Source organism: Achromobacter dolens, assembly GCF_902859745.1.
Lineage (GTDB): Bacteria > Pseudomonadota > Gammaproteobacteria > Burkholderiales > Burkholderiaceae_B > Achromobacter > Achromobacter dolens.
This window is the reverse complement of record NZ_CADIJW010000074.1, coordinates 1-18,586: the sequence shown is the minus strand read 5'-3', so window position 1 is coordinate 18,586 and position 18,586 is coordinate 1. Positions and strand designations below refer to the sequence as shown.

Genomic DNA, 18,586 nt, shown 5'->3' with positions numbered 1-18,586 from the left:
TGGCCAGGCCCCAACGAGCCATCGCCTACGCCCACGGCCAAGCTTGCGTGGAGGTGGCTTTGGATCTGTTGAGCCTGGCGCGTCGCCAGCGGCCTCGCATTTGCAGTGAGGCAGTCGTCAGGCATGGATGCGGGGGTGATAGGCGACGTTCTCCGGCCGGGTCTCGCTGCCACCCGTGGCGGTCGTGTTGCCGGAATAGTTGCCGTAAATATTCACGCCCGACCCTGCGCCTGCGGCGATCAGCGTGGTGCCGTTGTACGTATGCGCGTGCGAACGAAGGGCGTCGGCCTGGCGCGAAGCCAGCGCCCGCGCATTTGCAGTGCAATTTTCAACCAGTAGGAGTGACAAGCATGAAAACTGTCTATCAAACCGACGCTGATGGTCTTTACCTTTACGAGGCCCAGGCGAATGAACTCCCCTTTTCCCCCGGGCGCTTCAATATCCCGTTCGGCGCCCATAGCGAAGCGCCGCCCGAGAAACGGCCGGGGATGGTCGCTAGGCTTGCGGGATCGCAGTGGGTCATGGTGGAAGATCACCGAAAAACCCCACTGTGGGACGTGGAAACGGGACAGGTATATGCGGTGGGAACGAGCGTGAACGTGAACGGTACGGACCTGGCCTATCCGGGTTGGGGACCGTTGCCATCCTGGCTCACAAGCACCAAGCCCGAGGCGTCCTCAACCGAACCCGTCGATGGCGCAGCCAACGCGTAGCAAGCCGCACTAAGCGGCGATCGCTTGCGCAACCTCGCTAGACACCTTGCCAAGACGAATCGCTGCAAGTTGACGCCGCCCCAGGGGACTTCGGGCGAGCTTCTGCGCAAGCTCACGTCCCCTCGGGTGGTAGTACCGCAACAACATGCGCGTATCCACATTTCCGTTCACCTTGGCAAGCTCATGGACCTGAAAGACGGTGGCCAGCTGCGAGGTGCCTTCATGCCGAAGGTCGTGAAAACGAAGGTCTGCAAAATATGCGGGGTTGGGCCGCCGGCCGTGCTTGCGGCACAGCATTTCATACTGGATGCGCGCCCGGCGCCGAGCGCGTATGAAAGCCCGCGTCACAGAGCCGGCCATCATCGTAAAGATGCGTCCTCGCATAGGCCTTCCTGTCACCCAGCGCCGCAGTGCTTCGCGCGCCAGCGGCGTCAATGGCACATCTCGGGCGCGCCCGTTCTTTGTGTTGGGAAGATGAACCACCCCATGCATCAAGTCCAAATTCTCGCGGCAGATACCAACCACCTCTGACCGCCGCATGCCAGTCTCGCGCGCCACCACAAGGATGGTCGGCAGCTCATTTGAACGCGTGGCGCGGATGATCCAATCGAGTTCTTCGCGCGGGCATTCCCCCTCAGATATGCCGCGCAGCTGGATTTGCGTAAATAGCCTGCGGTCACGCGCATCGTTCACCGCCGGCCGTCTCACAAGCTGCACCGGGTTGGCCAACCAATCAAACCCCCAATCCTTGCGAATGATCGTGTAGACGTGCGATAGCAGGGCCATCCGGCGCACGACCGTGGCGGGTGCTCTTGCTTTGAGCCAGTCGTCGCGCAGCTCCGCGAGATCGCTTGCGCGTATGCGATCTACCGGCCGGTGCGCCAACCTGGTTCCCGTCCATATGCGCGCTATCGAGCGCTCCGCCGCATGCCCCTTCTTGGTGGATGAGATTTCAGACAGATAGCGATCCAAAGCTTGCGCAAGGGTCGGTACGGCTTTCCTGATGCGGCGTCGGCTGTGATGCATGGCGAAAAAGCCCGAAGTATCCCACGCCCTGTGTCTCAGACCTACACAAGTTGATTTCCGTGCGCGCGCGAGGGTAGACGTTCAAACTGCCCGACATACCCCGCAGCGCTCCTGCGGTCGTTGCTCACCACTCTGAGGTTTCCACCCATGGCACTTGACCAGTATCACCACGGCGTGCGCGTCATCGAGGCCGACGACGGCACGCGCCCCATTCGCACCGTCTCATCCGCAGTCGTTGGCCTGGTGGCCACGGCGGAAGACGCAGACCCGAAAGCGTTCCCCCTGAATACGCCAGTACTGGCCACCAACATCCTGGCGGCCGCCGGCAAGGCCGGCACCAAAGGCACCTTGGCGCGCTCGCTGGACGCCATCGCTGCCCAGACGAACCCCGCCACGGTAATCGTCCGTGTCGCACAGGGCGCCACCGAAGCCGAAACCACGTCCAACGTTATCGGCGGCGCCGGCAGCGACGGCCGCTATACCGGCCTCAAAGCGCTGCTGGCTGCGCAGAACTCCGGCCCCAAGCTGAAACCGCGCATCATCGGCATCCCGGGCCTGGAGAACGCCGCCACCACGGCGGCGCTGGCCGAGACGGCGCAGAAGCTGCGCGGCTTCGGCTATGCCAGCATGAAGGGCTGCGACACCAAGGAAGACGCCGCAGCGTTCCGCGAAGGTTTCGGACAGCGCGAACTCATGCTGATCTGGCCCGAGTTCCTGGGATGGGACACGCGCGCGAACGCCGAAGGCATCATCACCGCGTCGGCCGCCGCGCTGGGCCTGCGCGCCAAGCTGGACAAGGACATCGGCTGGCACAAGGTGCTGTCCAACGTCGCAGTCAACGGCGTCACGGGCATCAGCAAGGACGTCTTCTGGGACTTGCAAGACCCCGCCACCGATGCCGGCTACCTGAACGAGAAGGACATCACCACGCTGGTGAACCGCACCGGCTTTCGCTTCTGGGGTAGCCGCACGTGCGCCGGCCCTTCGAGCCTCTTCCCGTTCGAGAACTACACCCGCACCGCGCAGATTCTGGCCGACACGATGGCCGAGGCGCACATGTGGGCTGTAGACGCGCCCCTGCATGCGTCGCTGGTCAAAGACATCCTGGAAGGCATCAACGCCAAATTCCGCCAGCTCAAATCCCTGGGCCTGATCATCGACGGGCAGGCCTGGTACGACGAAGAGCCGAACACCAAGGAATCGCTCAAGAGCGGAAAGTTGGTGCTCGACTACGACTACACGCCCGTGCCACCGCTGGAAGACCTGGGCTTCCGCCAGCGCATCACCGACCGCTATCTGCTGGACTTCGCGCAGCGGATCGCCGCGTAACCCATCCTGCCCGGCGCACGCCCGCGCTGGGCCATCTGCACATTCGGAGCCAATTCCATGGGACTGCCCACCAAGCTCAAAAACATGAACGTCTACAACGACGGCACCAGTTACGCCGGCGTCGCCACGTCCGTCACCCTGCCCAAGCTGACGCGCAAGATGGAAGCGTTTCGCGCCGGCGGCGTCGCGGGCGCCATCAAGGCTGATTTCGGCCTGGATGACGACGCGCTGAAAGTCGAATGGACGTGCGGCGGAAACGTCAAGCAAGTCCTGCAGCAGTATGGCGCGGTGGACGTTGCGGGCGTGCAGCTGCGCTTTGCCCAAGCGTACCAACGCGACGACACCAACGAAGTGACCGCCGTGGAGATCATCGTCCGCGGTCGCCATTCCGAGATCGATCGCGGCGAGTCGAAAGTCGGCGATGACACCGAATTCAAGATCGTCACCGAGTGCGTCTACTACAAGGAATCGCACGATGGCCAGACGGTCTTTGAAATCGACCTGGTGAACATGATTCACATGGTCGGCGAGATCGACACCATGCAGGCCATCCGTACCGCCATCGGCCTGTAACCCTCTACTCCTGGAACCATCATGACCGACAAGACCCCTTCGCACATCGACCAACAACCGCAAGCCCTGACGGCCGCCGTCATCGACACCCTCGACCTGAAATCGGTTGACCTGGATGAGCCGATCAAGCGCGCCAGCGGCGACATCGCCCGCCTGCTGATCCGCAAGCCGAAGGCCGGAGCCCTGCGCGGCGTCACGCTCATGGCTCTGGTGCAGGTTGACGTGCAGGCGCTGACCACTGTACTGCCGCGCGTTTGCGAACCCATCCTGACGCCGGCCGAGATCAGAGATTTGGACCCCGCCGACCTGTTGAACGTGGGGGCCACGGTCGCCAGTTTTTTTATGAGCAAGGCGGAACGGCTGGCTATCCAAACTGCGTAGAAGACGCCATGGCGGATATCGCCATGGTCTTTCATTGGCCGCCGGCCGAGATGGATCCGATGGAATTGACCGAGCTGGCCGACTGGCGCGAGCGAGCGCGCGTGCGCTACCAACCCGAGACGTAACAGATGGACAAGGCGTTACAGCTTCGCGTCATAGCTGCCCTGCAGGACAAGCTGTCGGGGCCGCTTCGCAAGATCAAGAGCACTGCCGGCGCGTCCGCCCAGGGCGTCGCCGATCTGCGCGGAAAGCTCAAGCAGTTGACGGCGGCGCAGCGCGAGGTAGGGCAATTCCGCGAGCTGACGCGCGGCCTGCAGACCACCCGCGCTGAACTAGCGACGGCGCAGCAGCGCGTAGCCGCCTTGGCCCAGCAGATGCAGGGGGCCACCAATCCCACCCGTGCCATGACGCGGGAATTCAACCGGGCGGTGCGTGCTGCCCAGCAGCTGAAAGAGCGGCACGGCCAACAGTCCGTAGAGCTTCAACGTCTGCGGGACAACCTGACGCGCGCGGGCCTTTCCACATCGAACCTGGCGCGGGACGAACGCAACCTGCGCCAGAAGATCGACATCACGTCACAGGCACTGGACAGGCAGACGCGCAAGCTGCAGGCCGCCGCTTCGCACCACCAGAAACTGGCCTCAGCCAAAGAGAAGTACGGCAACGGCAAAGCAGCCGTGGGCGCAATGGCCGGCGCCGGCGCCGCTGGCCTGGCGTCCGGCGGCGCTGCCCTGTACGCGGAATCGCGTTTCATCCGGCCTGGTGTCGAATTCGACGCCAAGATGAGCAAGGTTCAGGCGCTGGCCCGCATCGAGAAGGACAGCGCCGAGATGCAGGCGCTGCGCAAGCAGGCGCGAGACCTCGGCGCCAAGACAATGTTCTCCGCGACGCAGGCGGCGGACGCGCAAGGCTTCTTGGCCATGGCGGGCTTTACCCCCAAGGCCATCCAGGACGCCATGCCCGGTATGCTGTCGCTGGCCAAGGCCGGCGACACCGATCTCGCGCAAACCGCCGACATCGGGTCGAACATCCTTACCGGATTCAAGCTACCAGCCGAACAGATGAACCGCGTGGGCGACGTGCTGACCGGCGCTTTCACGCGGTCCAATACAAGCCTGTACATGCTGGGCGAGACCATGAAGTACGTGGCGCCCGTGGCGGCCGGCGTCGGCCAGGACATCGAGACCGTGGCGGCCATGGCCGGCAAGCTGGGCGACGCGGGCATTCAGGGCAGCATGGGCGGCACCGCATTGCGGGCAGTCATCGGCCGCTTGGCCGCACCGCCGAAGGCGGCCGCCGACGCCTTGAACAAGTTGAACATCAAAACGAAGGACGCCAAGGGCAATCTGCGGCAGCTTCCCGACATCCTGGCCGAGCTGTACAAGAAGACGGCGAAAATGGGCAACGCCCAGCGCTCGGGCATCTTCAAGCACATCGCCGGCGAGGAAGCATTCAGCGGCCTGCAGGTGCTGGTGGAACAAGCCGGCACGGGCGAGCTGCAGAAGTTCGTCGCCATATTGAAGAAGGCCGCCGGCGAAGCGGACAAGACGGCCGGCACCATGGCCGACAACCTCACCGGCGATCTGGACGAGCTGAAAAGCGCCTGGGAGGATGTCGGCATCCAGACCGAAGAACTGCACGATAAGACGCTGCGCCGCCTCACCAAAGGCCTGGCGGGCGTCGTGAGTGCCGTGGGCGATTGGATGAAGGTTAACCCGCAGATTGCCCGCGCGCTCACCGCCACGGCCGCCGTCATCGCCGGCCTGGTCGCAGCTTTCGGCGCGCTCACGCTCGCGCTGGCCGCTGTGCTAGGGCCGTTCATCGTGGTGCGCTACGGGTTGTCCATGCTCGGTATCCAGGGCGGCAGTCTGATTGGCGTGCTGTTCAACTTGGCCAAGGGTGGTTTTGGGCTGCTGGGCAGCGCCATTGTGTCAGTGGGAAAACTGCTACTCGGAAATCCCATCGTGCTGGCGGTCGCGGCCATCGCCGGCGCCGCATATCTCATCTACCAGTACTGGACGCCGATCAAGGCGTTTTTCTCCGACCTCTGGGCGCAGGTCACCGCGGCGTTTGATTCGGCCATGGCGTGGCTGGGCCAGCTGCTGGCCGCCCTGAATCCCATACCGATACTTTCCGCCGCCTGGAGCGGCCTCACGACGTTCTTCTCCGACATCTGGGAGTCCGTGAAGGTCGCCTTCGATGGCGGCCTTGCCGGCATCGGTGCGCTGCTGGTGAACTGGTCACCGCTGGGCTTGCTGTACCAGGCGATCACCGGCGCGCTGGGGACGTTGGGCCTTGAGCTGCCCGGCAACTTCACGCAATTCGGCTCGATGCTGATCCAGGGCTTGATCAACGGCATTTCCAGCATGGCCGGGGCGCTCAAGGAATCGATTTCCAACATCGGTACGGGTATCGTCGGCTGGTTCAAGGAAAAGCTTGGCATTCACTCGCCCAGCCGGGTATTTGCCCAGATGGGCGGCTTTGTGTCCGAGGGTGCCGCCGTCGGCATCGAGGCGGGCCAGCCGGCCGCCGTAAGGGCCGCCCAGGCGCTCGCGGCATCCGTGGCCATAGGTGGGGCCATGTTGCCTGCCTCGGGTGCTCTGGCGGCCTCTGGCGGCCTGCTGGCAGCACCCGCCGGCATGGTCACCGATGCTGGCGCCCTGGCGCGCATCGATCGCCGGCCGGCCATGGCCGCGAACGGAGCGGGCGGGCGCTCGATCACGATCCAGGGCGACACGATCACCATCCAAATCAGCGGCGCCGGCGCCGGCGCGCAAGACATCGCGCGCGCGGTGGACGATGCCCTGCGGCGGCGCGATGCCGACAAGGCCGCGCGCCTGCGCTCCGCGTACTACGACAACGATTAGGAGACCACCACCATGATGATGGCCCTCGGCATGTTCATTTTTGGCCTGCCCACCGCCGCCTACCAGACCCTCAAGAGGCAGACGGAATGGCGGCATCCGTCGAACTCGCGCATGGGTGCGGGTCCGGCCTATCAGTTTGTGGGCAAGGGAGAAGACACCATCACCTTGTCGGGAACCATCATCCCGCAGCTGTTCGGCACAACCGGCGCCATCCGCCTGCTGCGCCGTATGGGCGACACAGGCAAGGCCTATGTCATGGTGGATGGCATCGGCACCGTTTACGGCGCCTTCATCATCACCAGCCTGGACGAAGAAGGCTCCATGTTCGTGGTGAACGGTCTACCGCAAAAAACGGATTTCACGCTCACGCTCAAGTGCGTGGACGATTCGCAGGCGCGGCCGCTGCTGGATGACCTGCAGATTCCCATCGACACTATGGACGGCTCTATCGCCGGCTGGGGGCTTTGATGTTCGCGGCTCTGTCCGAAGGCCTGCAGCGCGGCCGCACCGACTACCCAGCACCCCGCTGGCGCGTCCTGCTTGGCGATCAGGATGTGACCGGCAAGCTCGCGCCGCGCCTGGTCAGCCTGTCCATCACCGAATGCCGGTCCGACCAGGCCGACCAGCTCGATATCACCCTGAGCGACCATGATGGGCTGCTGGAGCTGCCGCGCCGTGGCGTGGTCGTGCGGGTCTTTCTCGGCTGGAGCGATGCGCGCGGCCTGGTCGATAAAGGGACGTTCGAGGTGGACGAAGTGGAGTTTTCCGGGCCGCCAGATGTCATCACGCTGCGCGCCCGCAGCGCAGACATGAGCAACGCGCTGCGCACGCGCGGCACGCGCAGTTTCCACAAGGCCACTATCAAAGCCATCGTGGAGACCATCGCCAAGGCGCACAAGCTCGCGCCCGTGGTTGGCTCGTTCGGCGCAACGAAAATCGCGCACATCGACCAGACCGACGAATCAGACCTGGCGTTTCTGAATCGCATTGGCAAGCGCTACGACGCCGTGGCCACCATCAAAGAAGGAAAGCTGCTGTTCCTGCCCATCGCCAACGGAGGCACGGCCAGCGGCAAGGAGATGCCCACCATCGAGCTGACGCGACGGGACGGCGACGCCATACGCTACCAAGTCGCGGACCGCGATTCGTACACCGGGGTACATGCGTCCTGGCAGGACAAGGGCAAGGCCAAACGCCGGCATGTCCTGGCGGGCGTGATCGGCAACGCCAAGCGCCTGCGGCAACTTTATGCGAGCGAAGAGGACGCGTTAGAGGCAGCTCGCGCTGAATGGGCACGCCTGCAGCGCGGCACCGCCACGCTGCGTTTTGAGCTGGCCTATGGTCGGCCGGACCTGACGCCGCAGGCCAAGGTCCGCATGCTTGGCACCAAACCGCTTATCAGCTCCACCGTGTGGCTGCTATCGCGTGTGACGCACAAGCTGGACGATGGCGGGCTGACGACCAGCGCAGAGGCTGAAACCTTCGAGTCACGCAAAGAAAGCGACAACCACGATCAGGACGTAGGCGACGACGCGCCAGGCCAAGGGGATGGCGTCGAAGACTGACGCGCTACGCGCTCCCGCGCCTAGCGTCACAACAACGTTTAGCCCGGAAAGCTGAATGTTGTTGGAGCCGTCGATTTCCTGCCTTAACGCCGCATGCTGATGCGCCTGGATGTTCGCATTGCCGCGTGCCATCTGCACCAGCTCAGACGCTTGGCCTCCCCCGTCGACTGTTGCCGCTGCCGGAAGCCTTTCGGCGACCGGGTCGGCTTCGCGCAACGTCTGCAGCAGCGTGCGCAGCACGTCACCACCAGGGGAACTAGTCATAACCGGATTGCGCCGCAGGTGCAGCACCTTGGCGTGGGGGTGTTCCTTGTCTTGCATTTTTTCTCTTCCTTCTTTGCAAACACCGGCATCGCGCGGGCCTGCGCCGTGTGCCTGCCTGCGGCCCCATGCCGACCTTGTGCGGGGCTGGCGCGCAGACTAGGGGAAGAGAGTCCGGAAGGCTACGCGGCCAGTTGCATGACCAGCTCGGCTAGATGGCTCTTGTCGGCGCCAACCTGCGCTTTGCTCGCTTTGTAGAGCGCTTCTGCAGCCTTTCGCTTTTTCTCGGGGGACAGTGTGCGCCCGACCTGTGCAAGCGCCCTATCCAGCGTTTCCCACGCGTCCGCCATTCGCTGCAACTCCGCGTCCACCTGCTCGACCTCATAGCGTCGCCCCGTAACGATGTAGAGCACGTCCACACCTCGCCCGTCGATGGCCGCCAGAAACTCAGCGTTCGGCACCTGCCCGCCCTTTTCCCATTCGATCTGCGAACGCTTGGACGCGCCACCCAACGCGGCGAAGTCCTGTTGCGTCATGCCCAGGCGCTCGCGCTCCTCTTTCAATCTGGCCCCAATTTCTATACGCATAATTCTGCACTCCGCATATTGACAGGTGCAGATTTCTGCACCAGAATCACACTGTTCTGTAGTCAAACACAGTGTAACGCCATGAGACATACTCAAACACCAAAACGAAATGCAGATTCCTGCACCGTTCGCCAGTTGGTCGGCCTCCGGATGCCCGTCCCTGAGCATGACGAATGCAAGGTGCTGGCCGCGAAAGAAGAGCGATCGGTCGCGCAATTCGCGTTGATGATCTATCGCCTTGGCCTCGCGACCTACAAGAAACAGGCCAGCAAGAGCCGGCGGGGTGCGGCATGAATGTGTTGAGCCAGCACTGCCCGCACTGCGGCACATCGGCGACGGTGCGGACCAGCGAGCGGCTATCGGACACAATGCGCGTCCTCTACTTCCAGTGCCGGGAACTGACCTGCGGTCATACCTGGAAGTCCCATTTGGAAGCGGTCTGCACCATCACCCCGCCGGCCATTCCGAATCCACGCGTCAACCTGCCCCTCTCCCCCCGCAGCGAACTGCTGTTGCGCCGCGCCTCGGCGCACTCCGATCCACGACAACTGAGCCTAGACCACCATGAATAGCCAGCGCCTTGCCCTAGTGAATGGGTCCTCCACGAACTGGAATCGCAACTTCCTTGCCGACCAGGCGCATCAATTCCTGGCCCTGGAGAAAGACAACGGCGCCACGATGCCCGGCCCCCGTGATAACCAGTTGTTGGAGCGTTGCGTGGCGCACCTGATGGCGGTGGCCAACTGCTCGCAACGCACCGCCGAGACCGAAGCAGCGAAGGCCATCGCAGAAGTCGGCAGTCGCTCCAGCCCGGTCAACTTCGACATGGACCGCAGCACCAGCCACGCGCTGTTTGTCGTTGACCGCGCCACCGGCCGCACTCGCGTTCTTTCCTCGGTGGAAATCGCCCACCTCCTGAGCGCCCAGGAAGCTGCCGCCCTGGCGCTGTAGCACCTCTACCTACCCCCACGTCCTACCGCCTTGCCGGCGGGCGCATCTGCGCTCGTCGCGGGGAACTGTTTTCCGAAGGAATCGAATATGCCTGCCATCCCCGTGCATGCCCGCATCGAAACACACATGAACGATGACGAGGTGAAGGCCTTGGCCAAGCTCACCGAATATCTGGTGCGCGGCGCCTATGAGCCGGGCCAATCCCTGTTCCTGACGGCCTCGGCCGGCGATACCGTTCTGTCCGGCCATATGCTTACCGCCGCGTGCGCCGTTCACGCCGCCGCCATGCGCACCCTGCGCGAACGCAACCTGATGGCGTAATCATGAAGCCCGATATTCACCGCGACGTTATGTCCCGCCTCGCGGACTTCGAGTTCAAAGAGCGACAGGGCTGGCTTCGCCAGGGCATCTGCCCCGCTTGCAAGAAGCGCGAGGTATACACGCACGCAGACCACCCCTGGGTGCTGCGTTGCGGCCGCCTCGATAAATGCGGCTGGGAAGGCCATGTAAAAGAGCTGTTCTCGGACATTTTTGAACACTGGTCGAAGCGCTACGCCGAGGACATGAAGACCAATCCGCACGCGGCCGCTGACGCCTACCTGGCGCACGCCCGCGGCTTCGACGTAGCCCGGCTGGCCGGCTGCTACACGCAAGAGACATATCACGATCGAGCGCGCAATCTCGTTTCCGCAACAGTTCGCTTCCCTGTGGGCCGCACGTATTGGGAACGCCTGATAGATGAGCCGGGACGGTTCGGCAAGCAGAAGGCCCGCTTCCAGCCCGGTGGCAGCTACATGGGCGAGTGGTGGACGCCGCCCGGATTCGACCCCGCCAAGGTCGCAGAGCTGTGGCTTGTTGAAGGCATCTTTGATGCGATCGCCCTATGGTTGATCGGCATCCAGGCCGCCGCCACAATGTCGTGCAACAACTATCCATCCAGCGCACTGCGCGCGCTCGCAGACGCACGCCCCAACAATCTGCCGCATCTGGTCTGGGCATTGGACGGCGACGCCGCCGGCCGGCGCTTCACGCGCAAGCACGCCGAACGCGCTACCGAAGACGGCTGGACGTGCAAGGCGGCCATCATCCCGCAGGACGGGAAGCGTAAACGCGACTGGAACGACCTCTACCAGCTCGACCAACACGCGCCTGAGGGCGCCCCGCGCCGCCTGTCCCAAGAAGGCCGCAAGCTGTACCTGCACCATGGGGCGGTGCTGCTGGCGCGTAGTGCCACCGAAAAGGCCCTGCTGCTGTATGAACACGACAACAGCCGGACGGAGTTTGATTTCGAGTTCGGCAAGCGCCTGTATTGGTTCCGGATGGATATCGACGCCTACCAAAAGGCGATGGATCGGATCGGCAAAGAGGCGACGGAGCAACTTGCATCCGACGAGCTGCGCGCGCTCGCACTGCGCGAGGCGGGAGGCATTCGCTCCATTTCCAACTGCTACCCCACGCCCCTGTACTTCCAAGAAAACAAGCTCACGGACGAAAGCTGGTATTACTTCCGCGTGGAGTTCCCGCACGACGGGCCGCCCGTGAAGAACACCTTCACATCGTCCCAGGTGTCCACCGCCAGCGAGTTCAAGAAGCGCCTCTTGGCCATCGCCCCGGGCGCCATGTTCTCGGGCCAAGGCCATCACCTCGACAGGATGATGGAGCGCCGCCTTTACAACATCAAGCGCGTGGAGACGGTGGATTTCATCGGCTACAGCCGCGAGCATGGCGCGTACATCCTTGGCGCGCTGGCGGTGAAGGACGGCACGATTTATGAGGTGAACGAAGAGGACTTCTTCGACATCGGCCGCCTTTCGGTCAAAAGTCTGAATCACTCCGTCACGCTGACTGTGAACGGCGACCCGCACGAATACAAGGCGGAATGGCTGCAGCACATCTGGACCGCCTTCGGCGCTAAGGGCATCGTGACACTGGCGTTCTGGTTCGGCTCGCTATTTGCTGAACAGATCCGCGCGCACCAGAAAAGCTATCCCTTTCTGGAAGTCGTGGGCGAGGCAGGCTCGGGCAAGTCAACGCTGATTGAGTTCCTGTGGAAGCTGTTCGGACGGACTGATTACGAGGGCTTCGACCCGTCCAAGTCCACGACGCCGGCGCGCGCGCGCAACTTCGCCCAGGTCGCAGGCCTTCCCGTGGTGCTGATCGAATCCGACCGGGAGCGCCTGGGCGAAGAGAAATCGCATGTGAAGTCTTTTGATTGGGACGAGCTGAAAACCGCCTACAACGGCCGCAGCATCCGTTCTCGCGGTGTGGCCAACGGCGGCAACGAGACCTACGAACCGCCGTTCCGAGGATCCATTGTCATCTCGCAAAACAACGAGGTGAACGCGTCCGAAGCCATCCTATCTCGCATCGTGCATATCAACATCGACCGCGCCGGCCAGAACGCCAAGACGTTGGCCGCCGCCGTCGCGCTGGAGACCACGCCTACCAGCGATGTATCCGGCTTCATTCTGGCGGCGACCAAGCGCGAGGAAAAAGTCTTGGAGACCGTGTTTTCGCGCTATCAGGATCACGTTGACGCTTTGCGTGAACGTGGCGATATCAAGATGACCCGCATCATGAAATGCCATGCGCAGCTGCTGGCCGTCCTGGATGCGCTTCGCCTGGTGGTTCGGCTGACCGATGAGCAATACCAGGCGGCCGCCGACCTCATCGGCACGATGGCGGCCGAGCGGCAGCTGGTCATCAATGCGGACCATCCCATCGTGCAGGGATTCTGGGAGGCTTACACCTATCTCAACGGCGACGACGAGATGGCGCCCCAGCTCAACCACTCTTGCAACGACGAAGAGATTGCGGTCAACCTGAATCACTTCATCGAGGCCGCAGCCACGCACCGCCAGCAGGTGCCAGCGTTGAGCGATTTGAAGAAGGTTCTACGCACCAGCCGTCAGCACAAGTTCCTGGAGGTGAAGACCGTCAAGAGCCGCATTCGTCAGAACGCGAGCCAGGCCGGCACCACCAAGGCCACGACGGTGCATTGCTGGGTCTTCCGGAAGGGGGCATGACGATGCACAAGCCTACGCTTCCCCAGCTCGCGCAGGCGCACGCGGCCGCGCGCCTTCGCGGCACGCTTGCGGATGCCCTGCGCTCGCCGGCGCTCGCCCGCTGCCTTGAAATCACAGCGCAGGCGATGATCCAGCCTCGCGCCGTCCAGCTTCGACCGCCGTCGGCGGCCCCGCCCGCCGCTCTTCGTCCGCCATCACCAGCCCCCCGCCCCGTACCGCCTCGCTGCGATTTCAAGCGTGCCAGCGCGGCTGACCAGGATGAATCCGAATGACCGAAAAACAGATTGCCCCCACCGCCGCGTCCACGGCGATCATCTTGTATTTGCGCTACGGACGTATGCGCTTGACCATGAGCGAACTCGCCACCGAGCTGGGCATTAAGGAAGGCTCATTGCGTAATCTGATCTCGGACGACAAATGCGCAGTGGCCACCTACACCGAGGGCCGCAACCGATACGCCGATGTGCGGGCAGTCGGTGAATATCTCGACCAGCGTTACCGTGAGGCCTCGCTGATCTGTGACCGTTAGGCCACGCGCTTCGGCATCGGCAGGACTTTGTTATGGAGTCCTGCCGGGTCGATCTGGGTGTACCGCTTGAGCTGGCGCCAGTCCTTATGGCCGGAGACCGCCGCCACTTCCGGAATCTGCCAGCCGGCCTCAAAAAGACTGCTTACCGCTTCATGACGCATGTCGTGGAAATGCAGGTCTTTGATTTCTAGCGTCACACACGTCCGCGTGAATAGCTGGCTCACCGTGGCGGCACGGTACGGGAATATCCGGCCATCGGGCGTATCGCGCGGCTGTCGATCAATGGCCGCCCAGGCCTCGCCCAGCAGCGGTATGGGTTGATCGTTCCCGACCTTCTGCTTCGGGTGCTTGCGGTCCCGCACGATGATCAGCTTTCGGACATCGTCCAAATCCGCCCAGCGAATGCGGAAAATCTCACCCTGGCGCAGCCCGGTATTGATAGCCACCGTCAGCACATCCACCATATAGGGGAAGTGCTCGGCGAAATATGCGTAGAGCTGTTCCAGCTCCTTGGCCGTGGGTCGACGGTCGCGCTTGTTGCCTGGGCCGATCAGTCCAAAATGGTGCAGGGTTGGCCGGGCGTCTCCCACCGGGTCGCCGATGCGCAAGTTGAGGATGCTCTTGGTGTGCCGGATCGCGGTCCCGAGCTTGGACATGTGCATGTTCACCGTGTACGGCCCGGCGCCGGCGCGCTGGCGGCGCTGGCACCAGGTCACCAGGTGCGAGGTGGCCAGCTTCTCAAGTTTCACCTGCCCCAGCCCGTCGTCCTCGGCCGCCAGGTGCTTAAGCATGTAGTCCTCATTGGACTTGGGCTTGATCGGGCGGCCCGATTCGGCGCGCAGCTCGCGGTACTTCTCTATCAGCTTGGCCACCGTCATGGACGCGGTTTCGGCCGAGCTTCCCTCGATCTCCAAGGCCCAACGCTGGGCCTCGATTTTGGTCTCAAACGTCCTGCTGATAGACTTGCGTCCTGCCTTGCGTACCTGGGCGCGCCACTTGGCGCCGATCTTGACTATCGCGGCCATCTCGTCTGTTCCTGCTGTAGTAGTTCTGTAGTAGCGGGATATTAGATCAGGTGAGAAACGATGATGAAGAGTGATAAACTCTCACCAAGACAAAGCCCTTTAATATCAAGGAACTATCACAAAATCCTCATGCATTCATGGGGTTGCGGAATCCCCGCAGTTTTGCCCGTCTCGCCGTAGTTAAATGGATATAACCGGCCCCTCCTAAGGGTCAATTGGTGGTTCGATTCCACCCGGCGAGGCCACGCTCCCGACCGCGGTTCCGCAGGTCGACTCCCACGAAATTCCCGCGCGTTCAGCCGGATGAGGGTTAATCCGGGCTACGCTCACGCGCCGCGCGCCGGTAGCGTCTCGGGACGCCGCGCGCGACGAATAAGCCGCCCGTCAATACGTCCCCGATATTTTTTTGGGCGATGATAGCGAATCGCCTTGCGCCCGACTTGAAATTACTGTTTAAATTCGACGCGTAAGCCCCTAATTCATCTGGACTTTTCCCGAACCGTAGCAAGCCCGGCCGGGGAAATAATTCATCACAGACTGACAAGCCTGCTCAAACCATGGCATTTACCTGGAAACGTGCAATTGCGAACGCGATAGCGCCGGCGGCGCTGGCGGTGTGCGCGCTCCTGCCCTCAGCCGCGCTCGCCGCGAAAAATACCGATCCTTGCAAGACCAACGCCAAGTCGGCGGCCTGCAAGGCGCAACAAGCCAAGAAGGCCCCCGCCCCCGCCAAAGCGGGCGCCGGCAAGACCGCCGCCCCGAAGCAGGCCGCGGGCAAGACCGCCCCCAAGGCCGCCGCTGGCAAGCAGGCCGCGCCGAAGTCGGCCGCCGCCAAGACGCCGCCCAAGGGCGCCGCCGGCAAACAGGCCGCCGCCAAGGGCGCGCCCAAGCAGGCCGCGGGCAAGAAGGCCCCGCCCAAGGGCGGCAAGCAGGCCATCGCCCAGCAGAATTCGTCCAAGAAGGGCGCGGCCGGCAAAAACGGCAAGCCCAACAAGCCGTCGCGCGCGCAGCGCACGGCCGCCGCCGCCGCGGCAGCCGCCATGCCGCCGCCCGCGGTGTCGGTGCGCGCCGAAGCCGCGGCGCTGCGGTCCAGCACCGCCTACGTGCAGGACCTGGCCACCTCCACCGTGATCTTCGCCAAGAACGAAAACGTGGTGCGCCCCATCGCCTCGATTTCCAAGCTGATGACCGCGGTGGTGGTGGTGGACGCCAACCAGCCGATGGACGAAATGCTGGAGATCACCGATGAAGACATCGACGGCCTCAAGCACACCACCTCGCGCCTGCGCGTGGGCACCAAGCTGTCGCGCGGCGACATGCTGCACCTGGCGCTGATGTCGTCCGAAAACCGCGCCGCCAACGCGCTGGGCCGCCATTATCCGGGGGGGCTGCCCGCTTTCGTGGCCGCCATGAACGCCAAGGCGCAGTCGCTGGGCATGACCAGCACGCATTTCATCGAGCCCACCGGCCTATCCAGCAACAACGTGTCGTCGCCGCACGACCTGGCCCGCCTGCTGCGCGCCGCGTCGCAGCGTCCGCTGATCCACCGCTACTCCACCGACACGGAGTACGACGTGGAGATCAACAACCGCACCCAGACGTTCCGCAACACCAACCTGCTGGTGCGCAAGCCGGACTGGGACATCAAGGTGTCCAAGACCGGCTACATCAACGAAGCCGGCGAATGCCTGGTGATGCTGGCGCGTATCAATGGCCGCGACCTGGCAATCGTGCTGCTGGACTCGCAGGGCAAGCTGTCGCGCATCGGCGATGCCGTGCGCATCCGCCGCATCGTGCAAAGCGAAGTGGCCATGGCCTCGGCCCAGCCGGGCGGCTGATCCCACCATTGCCGCGCACGAAAAAGCCCGATCGTCGATCGGGCTTTTTTTACGTCTGGCGACGGGGCTGCATGCGGACGGGCGCAAGCCGCGCGTGTCCGCGCCGGCGCGGCGCTACGCCGCCACCGGCCGCTTGGACCGCAGCGGTTGCGGGTCGTACATCGACGATGGCAGGCCTTCCAGCACCGCCTGGGGGTTGAGCGAGCGGATCGGCACCGCGGCATCCGCCGGAATGCGGCCCTCGGCCTGCAGCAACTGGTAGCGCAGGCAGCAAACGCGCAGAAACGAGGTGAAGTTGGCGGCCTCGCCGCGGTACTCCACCAGCTCGTCGTACAGCCGCTCAATCAACTGCGTAACCCGCATGCCATCGCGCGCCGCGATTTCCTCCAGCACCTGCCAGAACAATTGCTCCAGGCGCAGGCTGGTGGCCACCCCGTGCAGGCGCAGGGAGCGGGTTTCGGGCGCATAGGACTGTTCGCTCGCGCGGATGAAGATTTCACACATGGGAGCTCCTGGGGCGGACACGAGGCTTGCGGGCCACTGTACGACGATAGCCGCCAGCCCGGCAAGACGCCTCTGCCTCGGGGCATTCCCGCCGATTCTGCAACGATACGTTTCTTGCGCGCAGCTCGTCCGAGAGCCGTTGATATAAATCAAGGTCTCGGACGCGTCCCCATCCGAGCATGCTAAGACTGATCTGACTTCGGAGGTAGCAATGAACAAGACCATGAAGGCCGCCGTGGCTCGCGCATTCGGCAAACCCCTGGAAATCGAAGAAGTCGAAGTGCCGCGCCCCCGCACTGGCGAACTGCTGGTGAAGATCGAGGCCTGCGGCGTCTGCCACACCGACCTGCACGCTGTCGAGGGCGACTGGCCGGTCAAGCCCAATCCGCCCTTCATCCCCGGCCACGAGGGCGTGGGCCACGTCGTGGCGGTGGGCGAAGGCGTGACGCACGTCAAGGAAGGCGACCGCGTCGGCATCCCTTGGCTGTATTCCGCCTGCGGTCACTGCGAGCATTGCCTGGGCGGCTGGGAAACGCTGTGCGAACAGCAACAGAATGCCGGCTACTCGGTCAACGGCGGCTTCGCCGAGTATGCGCTGGCGGCGGCCGACTATGTCGGCCTGTTGCCGAAGAACGTCAGCTTCGTCGACATCGCCCCGGTGCTGTGCGCCGGCGTCACGGTCTACAAGGGCCTGAAGATGACGGACACGCGGCCGGGCAACTGGGTGGTGATCTCCGGCATCGGCGGCCTGGGCCACATGGCGGTGCAGTATGCGCGCGCCATGGGCCTGAACGTGGCGGCGGTGGACATCGACGACGACAAGCTGGCCTTTGCCAAGCGCCTCGGCGCGGAAGTGGTCGTGAATGCCAAGACCACCGATCCGGCGGCCTATCTGAAGAAGGAAATCGGCGGCGCCCACGGCGCACTGATCACGGCGGTCTCGCCCAAGGCCTTCGAGCAGGCGCTGGGCATGGTGCGCCGCGGCGGCACCGTGGCGCTCAACGGCCTGCCGCCGGGCGACTTCCCGCTGTCGATCTTCGACATGGTGCTCAACGGCGTGACGGTGCGCGGTTCGATCGTGGGGTCGCGCCTGGACCTGCAGGAGTCGCTGCAGTTCGCGGAGGAAGGCAAGGTGCACGCGACCGTGGCCACCGAGAAGCTGGAGAACATCAACAGCGTGTTCGACCGCATGCGTCGCGGCCAGATCGAGGGCCGCATCGTGCTCGACATGGCGGCTTGACCCGCGCGCCTTGCCGTGCAAAAAGGCGCCTGCCGCGGCAGGCGCCTTTTTTGTGGAGGCTGACCCGTCCTGAATTTGGTTGACACCTTTTTGAGAGAAAAAAGGAGAGTCAATTGGAATCAAGGATCAAGCGAACCCAGCGGGATTACAGCCTGGCTTTTAAACTGTCGG

The 18,586-nt window shown here is 63.6% G+C and carries 22 protein-coding genes and 1 tRNA gene; 17 read left to right on the top strand and 6 right to left on the bottom strand.

Translation table 11 applies throughout. The annotated features are described in order from the left end of the window. Positions 1 to 117 precede the first annotated feature (117 nt). Positions 118 to 348, bottom strand: coding sequence for a hypothetical protein (locus HV783_RS27880; protein WP_175190270.1), 231 nt, complete (start codon positions 346 to 348; stop codon positions 118 to 120). Between the two features lie 2 nt (positions 349 to 350). On the opposite strand from HV783_RS27880, the gene HV783_RS27875 reads away from it, so the two are divergent. After that, positions 351 to 713, top strand: coding sequence for a phage tail protein (locus HV783_RS27875; RefSeq protein ID WP_175190269.1), 363 nt, complete (start codon positions 351 to 353; stop codon positions 711 to 713). Positions 714 to 722: 9 nt separating this feature from the next. On the opposite strand, the gene HV783_RS27870 is transcribed toward HV783_RS27875, so the two are convergent. Then, positions 723 to 1,739 carry a tyrosine-type recombinase/integrase gene (locus HV783_RS27870; RefSeq protein ID WP_175190268.1) on the bottom strand — a complete coding sequence of 339 codons (1,017 nt, stop codon included), beginning with the start codon at positions 1,737 to 1,739 and terminating at the stop codon, positions 723 to 725. 147 nt (positions 1,740 to 1,886) lie between these two features. Here HV783_RS27870 and HV783_RS27865 point away from each other — a divergent pair, with 147 nt between their 5' ends. From HV783_RS27865 to HV783_RS27835, 7 genes are read left to right on the top strand one after another with little or no spacing between them, the layout of a single operon-like run. Beyond that, a complete protein-coding gene (locus HV783_RS27865) occupies positions 1,887 to 3,068 on the top strand; it encodes a phage tail sheath protein (protein ID WP_175190267.1) in 1,182 nt (393 codons plus the stop codon). Between the two features lie 57 nt (positions 3,069 to 3,125). Beyond that, positions 3,126 to 3,641 carry a phage major tail tube protein gene (locus tag HV783_RS27860; protein WP_058664993.1) on the top strand — a complete coding sequence of 172 codons (516 nt, stop codon included), beginning with the start codon at positions 3,126 to 3,128 and terminating at the stop codon, positions 3,639 to 3,641. Between the two features lie 21 nt (positions 3,642 to 3,662). Next, complete coding sequence (locus tag HV783_RS27855) at positions 3,663 to 4,022, top strand: phage tail assembly protein (RefSeq protein ID WP_081335662.1); 360 nt, start codon at positions 3,663 to 3,665, stop codon at positions 4,020 to 4,022. An 8-nt stretch (positions 4,023 to 4,030) separates the two neighbouring features. Continuing rightward, positions 4,031 to 4,147, top strand: a complete 117-nt coding sequence (locus tag HV783_RS27850; protein ID WP_006390753.1) for a GpE family phage tail protein — start codon at positions 4,031 to 4,033, stop codon at positions 4,145 to 4,147. Positions 4,148 to 4,150: 3 nt separating this feature from the next. After that, on the top strand, positions 4,151 to 6,889 hold the full coding sequence (locus HV783_RS27845; protein ID WP_175190266.1) for a phage tail tape measure protein: 2,739 nt from the start codon (positions 4,151 to 4,153) through the stop codon (positions 6,887 to 6,889). A gap of 12 nt (positions 6,890 to 6,901) precedes the next feature. Further along, positions 6,902 to 7,357 carry a phage tail protein gene (locus HV783_RS27840; protein ID WP_006390755.1) on the top strand — a complete coding sequence of 152 codons (456 nt, stop codon included), beginning with the start codon at positions 6,902 to 6,904 and terminating at the stop codon, positions 7,355 to 7,357. Next, positions 7,357 to 8,454 carry a contractile injection system protein, VgrG/Pvc8 family gene (locus HV783_RS27835; RefSeq protein ID WP_175190265.1) on the top strand — a complete coding sequence of 366 codons (1,098 nt, stop codon included), beginning with the start codon at positions 7,357 to 7,359 and terminating at the stop codon, positions 8,452 to 8,454. Before HV783_RS27840 ends, HV783_RS27835 begins: the two co-directional genes overlap by 1 nt. On the opposite strand, the gene HV783_RS27830 is transcribed toward HV783_RS27835, so the two are convergent. Then, a complete protein-coding gene (locus HV783_RS27830; RefSeq protein WP_156524618.1) occupies positions 8,377 to 8,775 on the bottom strand; it encodes a hypothetical protein in 399 nt (132 codons plus the stop codon). The genes HV783_RS27835 and HV783_RS27830 overlap by 78 nt on opposite strands. Before the next feature lie 122 nt (positions 8,776 to 8,897). Next, the gene (locus HV783_RS27825; protein WP_063569198.1) at positions 8,898 to 9,302 is read right to left on the bottom strand and encodes a helix-turn-helix domain-containing protein; all 405 of its coding nucleotides are present in this window, start codon (positions 9,300 to 9,302) and stop codon (positions 8,898 to 8,900) included. Positions 9,303 to 9,383: 81 nt separating this feature from the next. On the opposite strand from HV783_RS27825, the gene HV783_RS27820 reads away from it, so the two are divergent. The 6 genes from HV783_RS27820 to HV783_RS27795 all read left to right on the top strand — a co-directional run bounded on the left by HV783_RS27820 (position 9,384) and on the right by HV783_RS27795 (position 13,808). Next, positions 9,384 to 9,596: a hypothetical protein gene (locus HV783_RS27820; protein ID WP_172803067.1), complete on the top strand. Its 213-nt coding sequence runs from the start codon at positions 9,384 to 9,386 to the stop codon at positions 9,594 to 9,596. Then, on the top strand, positions 9,593 to 9,874 hold the full coding sequence (locus HV783_RS27815) for an Ogr/Delta-like zinc finger protein (RefSeq protein ID WP_172803068.1): 282 nt from the start codon (positions 9,593 to 9,595) through the stop codon (positions 9,872 to 9,874). The genes HV783_RS27820 and HV783_RS27815 overlap by 4 nt, the downstream gene beginning before the upstream one ends. Next, the gene (locus HV783_RS27810; protein ID WP_156524619.1) at positions 9,867 to 10,253 is read left to right on the top strand and encodes a hypothetical protein; all 387 of its coding nucleotides are present in this window, start codon (positions 9,867 to 9,869) and stop codon (positions 10,251 to 10,253) included. Before HV783_RS27815 ends, HV783_RS27810 begins: the two co-directional genes overlap by 8 nt. 87 nt (positions 10,254 to 10,340) lie before the next feature. Beyond that, entirely contained in the window at positions 10,341 to 10,574 is a 234-nt protein-coding gene (locus HV783_RS27805; protein ID WP_054479074.1) for a hypothetical protein, read from the top strand. 2 nt (positions 10,575 to 10,576) lie between these two features. Further along, on the top strand, positions 10,577 to 13,279 hold the full coding sequence (locus HV783_RS27800) for a toprim domain-containing protein (RefSeq protein ID WP_254604073.1): 2,703 nt from the start codon (positions 10,577 to 10,579) through the stop codon (positions 13,277 to 13,279). Positions 13,280 to 13,547: 268 nt separating this feature from the next. Further along, on the top strand, positions 13,548 to 13,808 hold the full coding sequence (locus HV783_RS27795; protein ID WP_063569201.1) for a hypothetical protein: 261 nt from the start codon (positions 13,548 to 13,550) through the stop codon (positions 13,806 to 13,808). On the opposite strand, the gene HV783_RS27790 is transcribed toward HV783_RS27795, so the two are convergent. After that, positions 13,805 to 14,833 (bottom strand): site-specific integrase, encoded by a 1,029-nt coding sequence (locus HV783_RS27790; protein ID WP_175190264.1) that lies wholly within the window; start codon positions 14,831 to 14,833, stop codon positions 13,805 to 13,807. The genes HV783_RS27795 and HV783_RS27790 overlap by 4 nt on opposite strands. Positions 14,834 to 15,003: 170 nt before the next feature. Between HV783_RS27790 and HV783_RS27785 the strand changes: the two genes are divergently transcribed. Further along, positions 15,004 to 15,078 (top strand) — tRNA-Arg (locus HV783_RS27785). 312 nt (positions 15,079 to 15,390) lie between these two features. Next, a complete protein-coding gene (gene pbpG, locus HV783_RS29565; protein ID WP_240317378.1) occupies positions 15,391 to 16,671 on the top strand; it encodes a D-alanyl-D-alanine endopeptidase in 1,281 nt (426 codons plus the stop codon). A gap of 114 nt (positions 16,672 to 16,785) precedes the next feature. Here the strand turns inward: pbpG and HV783_RS27775 are convergent, their stop codons facing one another. After that, positions 16,786 to 17,175, bottom strand: a complete 390-nt coding sequence (locus tag HV783_RS27775; protein WP_054501072.1) for a ribbon-helix-helix domain-containing protein — start codon at positions 17,173 to 17,175, stop codon at positions 16,786 to 16,788. Between the two features lie 211 nt (positions 17,176 to 17,386). On the opposite strand from HV783_RS27775, the gene adhP reads away from it, so the two are divergent. Further along, positions 17,387 to 18,415: an alcohol dehydrogenase AdhP gene (adhP, locus tag HV783_RS27770; protein ID WP_175190263.1), complete on the top strand. Its 1,029-nt coding sequence runs from the start codon at positions 17,387 to 17,389 to the stop codon at positions 18,413 to 18,415. Positions 18,416 to 18,586: the final 171 nt, after the last annotated feature.